This window comes from Brevibacterium sp. p3-SID960, assembly GCF_025144725.1.
Taxonomy (GTDB): Bacteria; Actinomycetota; Actinomycetes; order Actinomycetales; family Brevibacteriaceae; genus Brevibacterium.
Genome location: NZ_JALXKS010000016.1, coordinates 44,097 through 55,994, shown reverse-complemented (window position 1 = coordinate 55,994; position 11,898 = coordinate 44,097). Strand labels below are relative to the sequence as shown.

General features: G+C 68.1%; 12 protein-coding genes. 11 read left to right on the top strand and 1 reads right to left on the bottom strand.

Annotated elements, in window-relative coordinates; genetic code table 11:
- Positions 1-320 precede the first annotated feature (320 nt).
- The 8 genes from M3B11_RS06755 to M3B11_RS06720 all read left to right on the top strand — a co-directional run bounded on the left by M3B11_RS06755 (position 321) and on the right by M3B11_RS06720 (position 7,914).
- Positions 321-3,014 (top strand): DNA translocase FtsK, encoded by a 2,694-nt coding sequence (locus tag M3B11_RS06755; RefSeq protein ID WP_259875977.1) that lies wholly within the window; start codon positions 321-323, stop codon positions 3,012-3,014.
- On the top strand, positions 2,993-4,105 hold the full coding sequence (locus M3B11_RS06750) for an Ldh family oxidoreductase (RefSeq protein WP_259875976.1): 1,113 nt from the start codon (positions 2,993-2,995) through the stop codon (positions 4,103-4,105). The genes M3B11_RS06755 and M3B11_RS06750 overlap by 22 nt, the downstream gene beginning before the upstream one ends.
- 35 nt (positions 4,106-4,140) lie before the next feature.
- Positions 4,141-4,749, top strand: coding sequence for a CDP-diacylglycerol--glycerol-3-phosphate 3-phosphatidyltransferase (gene pgsA, locus M3B11_RS06745; RefSeq protein WP_259875975.1), 609 nt, complete (start codon positions 4,141-4,143; stop codon positions 4,747-4,749).
- Complete coding sequence (locus M3B11_RS06740) at positions 4,746-5,231, top strand: CinA family protein (RefSeq protein ID WP_259875974.1); 486 nt, start codon at positions 4,746-4,748, stop codon at positions 5,229-5,231. Before pgsA ends, M3B11_RS06740 begins: the two co-directional genes overlap by 4 nt.
- Before the next feature lie 114 nt (positions 5,232-5,345).
- Complete coding sequence (locus M3B11_RS06735; RefSeq protein WP_175292819.1) at positions 5,346-5,660, top strand: helix-turn-helix domain-containing protein; 315 nt, start codon at positions 5,346-5,348, stop codon at positions 5,658-5,660.
- On the top strand, positions 5,660-5,890 hold the full coding sequence (locus M3B11_RS06730) for a DUF3046 domain-containing protein (protein ID WP_259797842.1): 231 nt from the start codon (positions 5,660-5,662) through the stop codon (positions 5,888-5,890). Before M3B11_RS06735 ends, M3B11_RS06730 begins: the two co-directional genes overlap by 1 nt.
- A gap of 295 nt (positions 5,891-6,185) precedes the next feature.
- Entirely contained in the window at positions 6,186-7,292 is a 1,107-nt protein-coding gene (gene recA, locus M3B11_RS06725; protein ID WP_259875973.1) for a recombinase RecA, read from the top strand.
- On the top strand, positions 7,279-7,914 hold the full coding sequence (locus tag M3B11_RS06720) for a regulatory protein RecX (protein WP_259875972.1): 636 nt from the start codon (positions 7,279-7,281) through the stop codon (positions 7,912-7,914). Before recA ends, M3B11_RS06720 begins: the two co-directional genes overlap by 14 nt.
- 21 nt (positions 7,915-7,935) lie before the next feature.
- Here M3B11_RS06720 and M3B11_RS06715 read toward each other — a convergent pair whose 3' ends face one another.
- A complete protein-coding gene (locus tag M3B11_RS06715; protein ID WP_259875971.1) occupies positions 7,936-8,283 on the bottom strand; it encodes an SdpI family protein in 348 nt (115 codons plus the stop codon).
- Between the two features lie 161 nt (positions 8,284-8,444).
- On the opposite strand from M3B11_RS06715, the gene miaB reads away from it, so the two are divergent.
- Genes miaB through dapF form a run of 3 tightly spaced genes read left to right on the top strand, consistent with a single transcriptional unit; the run spans position 8,445 to position 11,882 of the window.
- The gene (gene miaB / locus M3B11_RS06710; protein WP_259875970.1) at positions 8,445-9,947 is read left to right on the top strand and encodes a tRNA (N6-isopentenyl adenosine(37)-C2)-methylthiotransferase MiaB; all 1,503 of its coding nucleotides are present in this window, start codon (positions 8,445-8,447) and stop codon (positions 9,945-9,947) included.
- 1 nt (position 9,948) lies between these two features.
- Positions 9,949-10,929, top strand: a complete 981-nt coding sequence (miaA, locus tag M3B11_RS06705; RefSeq protein WP_259875969.1) for a tRNA (adenosine(37)-N6)-dimethylallyltransferase MiaA — start codon at positions 9,949-9,951, stop codon at positions 10,927-10,929.
- Entirely contained in the window at positions 10,926-11,882 is a 957-nt protein-coding gene (gene dapF, locus M3B11_RS06700; protein ID WP_259875968.1) for a diaminopimelate epimerase, read from the top strand. The genes miaA and dapF overlap by 4 nt, the downstream gene beginning before the upstream one ends.
- Positions 11,883-11,898: the final 16 nt, after the last annotated feature.

The following is an 11,898-nucleotide window of genomic DNA, read 5'->3' as shown; positions in this document are numbered from 1 at the left end:
CGCACGCCCGGCAGTGCCCGCACAGGCGGCAGCCGCCGCACGCCCGGCAGCCGCCGCACGCCCGGCAGCCGCCGCACACGCGGCAGTGTCCGCACAGGCGGCAGCCGCCGCGCCATTTCCCTACACGCCGAGCCAAATTCGGCCCGGCCTGCCGCCGCGCTCCTACGATAGGCATCATGGCGACCAGTACGACTTCCCCCGCTGGTACCGGACGCAAGAGGCGCGGCACGCAGGCCGCTCCCGCTGCGCGCGGCCCCAAGGGGACTCAGGACACCCAGGGACCCAGCGTGTTCACTGGGGCATGGATGGGAGTGGCACATATGGCAGGCAACCGCGCCCGCAACGTGTTCACCGAGACACCCGACGACGACAATCCCAACCGCCGCGACGGCACGGCCTTCTTCCTCGTCGGCCTCGCCATCGTCTTCGCCGCCTTCGAATGGTGGCACATCCCCGGCCCGTTCGGTGACGGCGTGCGCGCCGTCGTCGAAGGCACCTTCGGCCGGGTCGCCCTCGCCCTGCCGGTGCTGCTGCTCGGCTACGCGCTGCGGCTGTTCCTGCGCGGCCGCGAAACCCGCGGCAACAACCGCATCCTCATCGGCCTCATCGGCTTCGTCTTCGCCGCCGCAGGCCTGGCGCACATCGCCGTGGGCACCCCGACGTTCGCCAACTCGCATGCCGCGCTCATCAACGGCGGCGGCGCACTCGGCTTCATCATCTCCTCGCCGCTGGTCGCAGCCACCACCTCGTATGTCGCCGTGCCGCTGCTCGTGCTGCTCGGCCTGTTCTCCGTCCTCGTCATCACCGCCACCCCGGTCAACCGGATCCCGCAGCGCATCTACGACGCCTACTGCGCACTGACCGGACACACCCAGCCGGCCCACGCCGACGAGGACGCGGCCCCGGCCGCCGATGACCTCGTGAGCGAAGGCCGGCAGACGAACACGCTCAAGCCGATGGGCTCCAAGCGCCGGTCGCGGAAGAAGAAGCTCGACGTCGAAGCCGAGCTGGCCAAGGCCGCCGCCGACCCGGACGTCGACCCGGCCTACGACAAGGCCTACATCCACGAGAACGACGTCACCGGTGACACGCCGGTGCACGATGAGCTCTACGATGTCGACGCACCCGGGCCCAAGCCCGGCGAGCGCCGCCCGACCAAGGCCGAACAGGACGCCGCGAAGATCCGGGAGGACGCCGCCACCCGCGTGCTCGGCGCCTCGGGAGCGGGCAGCACGGCCGCCGGCGCGGCCGCAGGCACGGTGCCCAACGTCTCGACCCCGGCCCCGCAGGCCACCGGCGAGCTGCCCGAACGCACCGAACAGCTCACCCTGGCCGGCGATGTCACCTACACGCTGCCCTCCTCCGACGCGCTCGTCGCTGGCCCGCCGGCCAAGGAGCGCTCGGAGGCCAACGACCGGGTCGTCGAATCTCTGCGCGAGGTGTTCGACCAGTTCGGCATCGACGCCCACGTCACCGGATTCTCCCGCGGCCCGACCGTCACCCGCTACATCGTCGAGCTCGGCACCGGCGTCAAGGTCGAGAAGGTCACCGCGCTGTCGAAGAACATCGCCTACGCCGTTGCCAGCCCCGATGTGCGGATCATCTCCCCGATTCCGGGCAAGCGGGCGATCGGCATCGAGATCCCCAACACCGACCGCGAAACCGTCGCCCTCGGCGATGTGCTGCGCTCGCAGGCCGCCCGGCAGACGGAGAACCCGATGGTCGTCGGCCTCGGCAAGGACGTCGAAGGCGGCTTCGTCGTCGCCGATCTGGCGAAGATGCCGCACCTGCTCGTCGCCGGTGCGACCGGCTCGGGCAAGTCGAGCTTCGTCAACTCGATGATCACCTCGATCATGATGCGCGCAACCCCCGACGAGGTGCGCATGATCCTCGTCGACCCGAAACGCGTCGAGCTCACGATCTACGCCGGCATCCCGCACCTCATCACCCCGATCATCACCGATCCGAAGAAGGCCGCCGAGGCACTCGAGTGGGTGGTGCGGGAGATGGACACCCGGTACGACGACCTGGCCCATTTCGGATTCAAGCACGTCAAGGAGTTCAACAAGGCCGTCCGCGAGGGCACCGTCACCGCGCCTCCCGGCTCGGAGCGCGAACTCCACCCGTACCCGTACCTGCTCGTCGTCATCGACGAGCTCGCCGACCTCATGATGGTCGCCCCCCGCGATGTCGAGGCCTCCGTCCAGCGGATCACTCAGCTCGCCCGCGCCGCCGGCATCCACCTCGTGCTCGCCACCCAGCGGCCCTCGGTCGACGTCGTCACCGGCCTCATCAAGGCCAATGTGCCCTCCCGTCTGGCGTTCGCGACCTCCTCGCTGGCCGACTCACGCGTCGTGCTCGACCAGCCGGGCGCCGAGAAGCTCATCGGCCAGGGCGATGCGCTGTTCCTGCCGATGGGCGCAGCCAAGCCGATGCGCGTGCAGGGCGCGTGGGTCAACGAATCGGAGATCCACACCGTCGTCGAGCACGTCAAGGGCGAGCTCACCCCGGTCTACCGCCAGGACGTCGCCGTCGACGAGCCCAAGAAGGTCATCGACGAGGAGATCGGCGACGACCTCGAGCTGCTCATCCAGGCAGCCGAACAGGTCGTCACCACCCAGTTCGGGTCGACGTCGATGCTGCAGCGCAAGCTGCGGGTCGGCTTCGCCAAGGGCGGCCGGCTCATGGACCTGCTCGAATCCCGCGGCATCGTCGGCCCCTCGGAGGGCCCGAAGGCCCGCGACGTGCTCATCACCCCCGAACAGCTGCCCGAGGTCATCGCCCGCCTGCGCGGCGAAGACCCGCCAGCCGCACCCGAGGCGCCGGCCGGCTCGGGCGCGGATGACGCAGCCGGCATGCCGGAGACCGACCAGGCCTACGACTCGCCGCTGGCCACCGACGGCGCCACCGACGACGACGCCGCCGGCTTCCAGCCCGGCGACATCGACCCGGACACCGGCCTGGAGATCGTCGAGGCCTCTGGTGAAGACGCGTGGCAGCTGACGAACCGGTGAGCGAACCGCGCTTCACCGCCGCCTCGACCCGGGAGCAGATCCTGGAGATCATGCACGCATTCGGGGCCGATGAGCAGGCTGCTGAGATCTGCACCGAGGTGATGTTCCACACCGACCTCTCGGGCATCGACTCTCACGGCATCTCGATGCTGCCGATCTACCACCAGGAGATCGCCGAGGGCTCCATCGACCCGGCCGCCGCACCGGTCGTCGAACACGACCACGGGGCCAGCGTCCTCATCGACGCCCGCGCCGGATTCGGGCACCTGGCCGGGCACGCGGGGATGCAGCAGGCGATGGCGAAGGCCCGGCAATACGGCATCGGGCTGGCCACCGTGCACCGCGCCAACCACTACGGAGCGGCCGGGTACTATGCGATCATGGCCGCCCGCGAGGGCCTCATCGGCCTGTCGATGTGCTCGACCCGCGGCGCGCTGCAGACCCCGACGGGCGCCAAACACCCGTTCATGGGCACCAACCCGATCGGCTTCGCAGCCCCGGCCGGTGACGACGAACCCGTCGTCCTCGACATGGCCACCACGACCGTGCCGCTGAACAAGGTGAAGGTCCACGAGCTCACCGGCCGGGAGCTCGGCCCCGACTGGGTCACCGACACCACCGGCGCACCGGTCCGGAACGCCGCAGCCGCCTATGCCGGGCTGACCGACGAATCCGGCAGCTACGGCCTCAGCCCGCTCGGCGGACCCGGCCCGCAAGCCGCTGGGCACAAAGGCTACGGACTGGCGACCATGGTGCAGATCCTGTCTGCAGCACTCGGCGGAGCCGACCAGCCGGGCAATAAGGACGGCTTCCACGATGTCGGCTGCACCTTCATCGCCATCGACCCCGGTCTCGTCAACCCCGCCGACCCGGCAGCCGGCTACACCGCGCGGCTGCGGGAGGGCCTGCGGGCAACCGCACCGCTGGACCCGGCCGTGCCCGTCCAGGTCGCAGGAGACCCGCAGATCGCCCACCGTGCCGACCGCTCAGCCCACGGCATCCCGCTGGCCACACGATTGACCGATCAGCTCGCAGCACTGTGCGCCGACCTCGGCTGCCGATACCTGCTTGAGGCCCAGCCACTGGCCTGAACAGGGTGGGCAGTGAGCGGCTAGACTGGCCGGTGATGACTTCACACGATGCGGCTGCCCAGAAGCCGAGCAACTTCAACGTCCCCAACGTGCTCACGACGGTGCGGATCCTGCTCGTCCCCGTCTTCCTCTTTGTGCTGCTCGCCCACGACGGCCTCGACCCGGTGTGGCGGCTGTGGGCCCTCATCATCTTCCTGCTCGCGATGATCACCGACAAGATCGACGGCGACATCGCCCGCCGCTACAACCTCATCACCGACTTCGGCAAGATCGCCGACCCGATCGCCGACAAGGCCCTCATGTCCGCCGCCCTGCTGGGCCTGTGGTGGATCGACGTGCTGCCGATCTGGATCCCGGTCATCATCCTCATCCGCGAATTCGGCATCACCCTCCTCAGACTCCTCATCGTCAAGCGGATCGTGCTGCCGGCCTCGAAGGGCGGCAAGCTCAAGACCGTGCTGCAGACCGTTGCGCTGGCGCTGTTCATCGCGATCGCCCCGCTGCACGCCGTGCTGCCGGCCATCGTGACGTTCTGGCTCGTCATCTTCGCCTGGGTCGTGCTCACCGCCGCGGTCATCGTCACGATCGTCACCGGCGTGGACTACCTCGTCCAGATCTACAAGCGGCTCAAGGTCACCCCGTGACCGTCGCCGAGATCATCCGCCGCCTCACCACCGCCGGGCTGACCGTGGCCACCTGCGAATCGCTGACCGCCGGGAAGCTCGCGGCCACGATCGCCGACGTGCCCGGCGCCTCGGCCGTGCTGCGCGGGGGACTGGTCACCTATGCCACCGACCTCAAAACCGCACTGGCCGGCGTCGACGCCGACCTGCTCACCGCCTCGGGAGCGGTCCACCCGCAGGTCGCCGCCCAGATGGCCACCGGCGCGGCCCGCGCCTGCCAGGCCGATATCGCATTGTCCTGCACCGGGGTCGCCGGACCGGACCCGCAGGACGGCCAGCCGGTCGGCCGGGTCTTCACCGCCCTGCTCGCCCCGCAGATGGCCGAACCCGAGGTGGTGGGCCACGATTTCTCCGGCGACCGCGCCCAGATCCGGCAGGCGACCGTCGAGGCCTGCCTGTCCCAGCTGGCCGCCTGGGTGCAAGATCGCTGGGCATTGTCTTAAACAGCGGCCCTGAGGCGGCGCCGGATTGACGGAAACGGTAGATTGGATGGAACAAACCACAGCACCGCGGTGTTGAAGGTTTCACATGAACCCTGTCGCTGAGAAAGGACGCACATGACTCTTCTGCGGGCCGAGATCGGTGACACGCTGAGGACCGCACGTCGCCGGCAGAACCGAACCCTGCGCGACGTCTCCACCGGGGCCAGCGTGTCCCTGGGCTACCTGAGTGAGATCGAACGCGGCCAGAAGGAGGCCTCCTCCGAGCTGCTCGCCGCGATCTGCGAAGCCCTCGATATGCCGGTCTCCCTGCTGCTGCGCGAGGTCAGCGACCGCTTCGCGATCAGCGAAGGCGTCGACATTCCCGACACCGTTCCCGCCGAGCTGTCGGAGCGCGTGCTCGCAGACGAAGCGCTCGCCGGACAGGCCTGATGCGCCATACCGCCTACTGGGAGCTGATGAACGACGAATTCGGCTCTATCCGCGCAGCCTCCCTGCACACCGACCTGGCACTCTCAACACTGGGCTCACGCACGCCGGCCGAGGCGTTCGAAGCCGGATTCGAGGCGCGTGAGATCTGGCTGGCTGTCTGCGCTGCCGCAGGAGTTCCCGAAGAGCGCTGGCTCGGTCAGGACAGGAAGCCGCGGGCCAACCCGTTCTGAGCAGGTGCGGGGACGCTGGCGTCGAGCGAAGGCGCTGCGTTACGCGTGCGGAGGCGAACTTCGACCAGAGGCCAACACCGAGCATTCGAGCAGAGGCCAACATCGACGACACGCCGCATATTTCGAACTGATGTTCGCATGAGCCGCTATAGTGGTGCTCAGATACGCCGCCCAGCTGTGACCACAGGTGCGCAGTGCGCGGGTTGTCCACAGCTTCACATCGTGAGTCGAGTCGATGTCAGTGCCGGAGTCTAGAGTTGCTGGCAGATCGATGAACCACCTCAAGGAGGAACCCATGGCAGCGAAGAGCACGCGCGGCGCCGCACCGGCCGCCGGCAACCGGGAGAAGGCGCTCGAGGCGACCGTCTCGCAGATCGACCGTCAGTTCGGCAAGGGCGCTGTCATGCGCCTGGGCGAAGAGACCCGGCAGCCCATAGCGGCGATCCCGACCGGATCGATCGCCCTCGATATCGCCCTCGGCGTCGGCGGCATTCCACGCGGGCGCATCGTCGAGGTCTACGGACCGGAATCCTCGGGTAAGACGACTGTGGCCCTGCACGCGGTGGCCAATGCGCAGAAGAACGGCGGCATCGCCGCCTTCATCGACGCTGAGCACGCGCTCGACCCCGAATATGCCAAGGCCCTCGGCGTCGACACCGACCAGCTGCTCGTCTCGCAGCCGGACACCGGTGAGCAGGCTCTCGAGATCGCCGACATGCTCATCCGCTCCGGCGCCCTCGACGTCATCGTCGTCGACTCGGTCGCCGCGCTGGTGCCCAAGGCCGAGATCGAAGGTGAGATGGGTGACTCGCACGTCGGCCTGCAGGCCCGCCTCATGTCCCAGGCGCTGCGCAAGCTCACCGGCGCACTGGCCAACTCCGGCACGACCGCGATCTTCATCAACCAGCTGCGTGAGAAGGTCGGCGTGTTCTTCGGCTCCCCGGAGACCACCTCGGGCGGTAAGGCGCTGAAGTTCTACTCCTCGGTCCGGATGGACGTCCGCCGCATCGAAACGCTGAAGGAAGCCGGCAACGCCGTGGGCAACCGCACCCGCGTCAAGGTCGTGAAGAACAAGGTCGCCCCGCCGTTCAAGCAGGCCGAGTTCGACATCATCTACGGCCAGGGCATCTCGCGAGAGGGCAGCCTCATCGACATGGGTGTCGACAACGGCATCATCCGCAAGTCCGGCTCCTGGTTCACCTACGACGGCGACCAGCTCGGCCAGGGCAAGGAGAATGTGCGGAGCTTCCTGCGCGACAACCCCGGCCTGGCCGAGGAGATCGAATTGAAGATCAAGCACAAGATGGGCCTCATCAAGGTCGAGGGAGACGCCGCAGAGGCCGAAGGCGGCACAGCTGCTCCAGCTGAGGCACCTGACTCACTGGACAATGTCCCGAGCTGATCAGCCGGCAGGCGGCCAGGACGCGCGCAGCAATGCGGATGTCCTGGCCGCTTTGCAGCAGGCCATCGACTCCGTCGGTACCGACGGGCAGATCCAGGGTGCAGACGCGACTGCCAGGCTGCATGACACCGCCGCGGACGAACAGCCGGATCCGATCGCTGAGGATCCTGAGTACAAGCGGGTGAAGAAGCGGGCACTGAATATGCTCGCCGCGCGCGACCACTCCTCAGCCGAGCTGCGGGACAAGCTACTTGGCCGCGAGCACCCTGAGGACATCGTCGACGCCCTTATCCAACGGCTGCAGGGATCGAAGCTGCTCGATGATGCGAACTTCGCCCACAGCTTCGTGCGAGCCAAGCGCGAACAGCGCAAACTCTCACAATCAGCGCTGCGCCGCGAGCTGAAGAAGAAGGGCATCGACGGGCCCATTGCCGATGACGCACTCCGCGAGATCGACGACGAATGGGACCTCGCCTACGCGGTAGCCGAGAAGAAGGCAGCCTCGACCCGCACACTTCCGTATGAGACACGCCAGCGCCGCATCCTCAGCATGCTCGCCCGCCGCGGCTTCCCCTCCGGCCTGTCGTTCGCTGTCACCCGGCAGGTGCTCGAAACCGACTGACAGCTGCAGGCCCAGCTGAATCTAACCGCGTTCTGCTGCCCTGGCGGCAACGCGCGAGGCGATGAAGACCCACGCCAAGACCCACGCGCACCCGGCGAGTGCGACGACCGCGACAGCCGCCTCAGTGAGGAACACGATCGCCACAGCACTGACGATCAGCCCGGCACCGGCAATGCACAGATAGCGTGCGGCAGCCCGATGACCGGCGACCCATGCGTCGTCCGATTCCATCAGCGCTGCTGTCCGCAGCCCCACCCACAGATTGCGCGGCAGCGTTTCCCGCTGCCCGCGGTATGCCACAGCTGCGAGGATCACCCCTGCGATGCCCAGAGACGCAGCCGTTGTCAGCGAGACGATGAGATCAGTCATCGCCGCTCCTGGTCCGGTGCGCCGGAGACACTGATGGAATCGAGAACGGCGGGGCGTGACATGAAGGTCACTCCCTTAAGATCGGGGATGAATCGGCAGATTATCAGCCACCGCCAGCGTGTGGGGTCGTGGCGGGGGAGCACACGCTAGAATGTCTGCCGATGACTGAGGCAATCGCACTGACTGAACCGGAAGCCGGCAATCGCACGCGCACCTATGAGGTGAAGACCTATGGGTGCCAGATGAACGTGCACGATTCCGAACGGCTCTCCGGGCTCCTCGACGACGCCGGCTACGTCCGCGCGGACGCCGGCGACCAGGCCGACATCGTCGTGTTCAATACCTGCGCCGTGCGTGAGAACGCCGACAACCGCCTCTACGGAAACCTCGGCCGGCTCGCCCAGGTCAAGGAACAGCGCCCGGATCTGCAGATCGCCGTCGGCGGGTGCATGGCCCAGAAGGACCGCGAAACGATCGTCAAGCGCGCCCCCTGGGTCGACGTCGTCTTCGGCACCCACAACATGGGCTCACTGCCGGCACTGCTGGACCGGGCCCGCCATAACAGGGAAGCACAGGTCGAGATCCTCGAAAGCCTCGACGTCTTCCCCTCGACCCTGCCGACAACCCGCGAATCGACGCATTCGGGCTGGGTATCGATCTCGGTCGGCTGCAACAACACGTGCACCTTCTGCATCGTCCCGGCCCTGCGCGGCAAGGAGAAGGACCGCCGGCCCGGCGACATCCTCGCCGAGGTCGAAGCGCTCGCAGCAGACGGCATCACTGAGGTGACGCTGCTGGGCCAGAACGTCAACTCCTACGGCGTCGAGTTCCGCGACCGTGGAGCGTTTGCCAAGCTGCTGCGCGCCGTCGGCGCCGTCGAAGGCATCGAACGGGTCCGCTTCACCAGCCCCCATCCGGCAGCGTTCTCCGATGACGTCATCGCCGCGATGGCCGAGACCCCGGCCGTCATGCCGCAGCTGCACATGCCGCTGCAGTCCGGCTCTGACCGCATCCTCAAGGCGATGCGCCGATCGTATCGCACCAGCCGGTTCCTCAACATCCTCGACAAGGTCCGCGATGCGATTCCGCATGCGGCCATCACCACCGACATCATCGTCGGCTTCCCCGGAGAGACCGAAGAGGACTTCCAGGCCACGATGGACATCGTGCGCCGGGCCCGTTTCAGCCAGGCCTTCACCTTCCAGTACTCGATCCGGCCGGGCACACCGGCCGCGACGATGGACGACCAGGTCCCCAAGCAAGTCGTGCAGGAGCGCTTCGAACGCCTCGTCGCCCTCCAGGACGAAATCGCCTGGGAGGAGAACCGCAAGCTCATCGACACCGACGTCAACGTGCTGGTCACCAAGACCGGAGATGCGGAACACGGCCGCATGACCGGCCGGGCCGAAGACAACCGGCTCGTCCACGTGCGCACCGATCCCGCAGCCCAGGACGTCCGGCCCGGCGACGTCGTCTCCACGACCGTGACCGAGGCCAAGCCGTACTTCCTCATCGCCGATGCCGCCTACACGATCCGCCGCACCCGCTCCGGAGACGCCTGGGACCGCAGTCAGGCTGACAGCTGCGGCGCCACCTCGGGCCCGGCAGCAGGGCCGGCCGGACCGACATCGCTGGGCATGCCGACGATCCGCACCCGCAGCTGAGATGAATCCAGGCGACCGCACGACCCAGCCCGTCATGCCGGTCATCAACATCGTCGGCGCCACCGCCACCGGCAAATCCGACCTCGCCGTCGCCCTGGCACAGCGCCTGCACGGCGAGGTCATCAACGCCGACGCGATGCAGTTCTACCGCGGCATGGACATCGGCACAGCCAAGCTGCCCGTCGCTCAGCGCGGCGGCATCGAACACCACCTCATCGACATCCTCGACGTCACCGAGGACGCCTCGGTCGCAGACTTCCAGACGCGTGCCCGGGCGATCATCAGCGACCTGCAGACCCGCAGCCTGGTGCCGATCCTCGTCGGCGGCTCCGGACTGTACGTGCGTGCGGCCACCGATGTCATGACCTTCCCCGGCACCGACCCATCCATTCGCACCCGGCTCGAAGACGAAGCCGCCGCACACGGCCCCGGCAGCCTGCACGACAGGCTCGCCGCATTCGACCCGGCTGCCGCAGCGAAGATCACCACCGGTGACACCCGGCGGATCGTCCGCGCCCTGGAGGTCATCGAACTGACCGGCCAGCCCTTCACCGCCCACCTGCCCCGCTACGCATACGCCATGCCGACCGTGCAGATCGGCTTGGCCGACGATCGGTCAGTGCTCAACGAGCGCATTGCCTCCCGCGTGGAGCAGATGTGGGAAGCCGGATGGGTCGACGAGGTCACCCGCCTGCTCGGTGAGGGGCTGCGGGAGGGCCGCACCGCCTCCCAGGCGATCGGCTACGCCCAGATCATCGACTATCTTGACGGCAAGACCATCGCCGAGGCGGCGATCGAGTCGACGATCATACGCACGCGGCAGTTCGCCAAACGGCAGCTGACCTGGTTCCGCCGCGACGAGCGCATCCAGTGGCTCGACGCCACCGATCCCGAGCTGGTGGAGAAGGCCGAAGCGCTGTACCGGCAGTGCTATGCTCACGGTGCCGAGACGCCGCCGGCTGAAAGGGAGCCACGCCGATGACCGACGCCCACGCTACAGACCAGACAGCCGCGCCGCCGGCGCTGTCGACCGGGCACGGCACCGCCAACGACTTCGTGTTCTTCTACGACCCCGCCGGCGAACAGGACCTCAACGCCGACCAGGTCGCACTCCTGTGCAACCGGCACACCGGCATCGGCGCCGACGGCCTCATCCGCGTCATCCGCTGCACTGCCGCAGGCATCCCCGAAGCGGTCACGGCCGCTGAAGCCGGAGCCGAATGGTTCATGGACTACCGCAACGCCGACGGCTCCATCGCCGAGATGTGCGGCAACGGCGTGCGCGCCTTCGCTCACTACCTGCGCAGCTACGACCTCGCTGCCGACCCGCAGACACTGCCGGTCGGCACCCGCGCCGGCGTCAAGACCGTGACGATCGAACCGGATCCGACAGGCGAATCCGAGGTCTGGTACCGCGTCGACATGGGCCAGTGGCAGCTGCCCGGCTCCGGCGACGGCGGCGCGGACACGCTCGTGCTCACCCGCGGCATCGACGTCGCCCGGCCGGGCCTTGACGTCGATATGGGCAACCCGCACACCGTCGTCGCGCTCGCCTCGGCCGACGAGCTTGCCGCAGCTGAACTCACCTCAGCCCCGCAGCTCAACCCCGACCCGCCGGCCGGGGCCAACATCGAATACATCGTTATCGAACCCGACGGCGACGGCGACCCGACGACCGGCAGTCTGCGCATGCGCGTGTTCGAACGCGGCGTCGGCGAAACCCAGGCCTGCGGCACCGGAGCCTGCGCGGCCGCCCTGGCAGCCCACCACTGGGCCGGAGCCCACGGCCCGATCCAATGGCTGGTCGACCAGCCCGGCGGCACCGTGCGCATCGACATCAACGGCCACCAGGTCAGCCTGACCGGTCCAGCCGAACTCACCGCCGCGATCGAACTGTCCGAACAGCTCAAGGCGCGCCTGCGCCGGCTGCTCTGAATCACCTCGGGAACGG

Coding starts and splice junctions, on each gene's coding strand:
- pgsA (WP_259875975.1), top strand. CDS start 4,141: ATGACTTCACACGATGCGGCTGCCCAGAAGCCGAGCAACTTCAACGTC.
- miaA (WP_259875969.1), top strand. CDS start 9,949: ATGAATCCAGGCGACCGCACGACCCAGCCCGTCATGCCGGTCATCAAC.
- dapF (WP_259875968.1), top strand. CDS start 10,926: ATGACCGACGCCCACGCTACAGACCAGACAGCCGCGCCGCCGGCGCTG.
- recA (WP_259875973.1), top strand. CDS start 6,186: ATGGCAGCGAAGAGCACGCGCGGCGCCGCACCGGCCGCCGGCAACCGG.
- M3B11_RS06735 (WP_175292819.1), top strand. CDS start 5,346: ATGACTCTTCTGCGGGCCGAGATCGGTGACACGCTGAGGACCGCACGT.
- M3B11_RS06755 (WP_259875977.1), top strand. CDS start 321: ATGGCAGGCAACCGCGCCCGCAACGTGTTCACCGAGACACCCGACGAC.
- miaB (WP_259875970.1), top strand. CDS start 8,445: ATGACTGAGGCAATCGCACTGACTGAACCGGAAGCCGGCAATCGCACG.
- M3B11_RS06730 (WP_259797842.1), top strand. CDS start 5,660: ATGCGCCATACCGCCTACTGGGAGCTGATGAACGACGAATTCGGCTCT.
- M3B11_RS06720 (WP_259875972.1), top strand. CDS start 7,279: ATGTCCCGAGCTGATCAGCCGGCAGGCGGCCAGGACGCGCGCAGCAAT.
- M3B11_RS06715 (WP_259875971.1), bottom strand. CDS start 8,283: ATGACTGATCTCATCGTCTCGCTGACAACGGCTGCGTCTCTGGGCATC.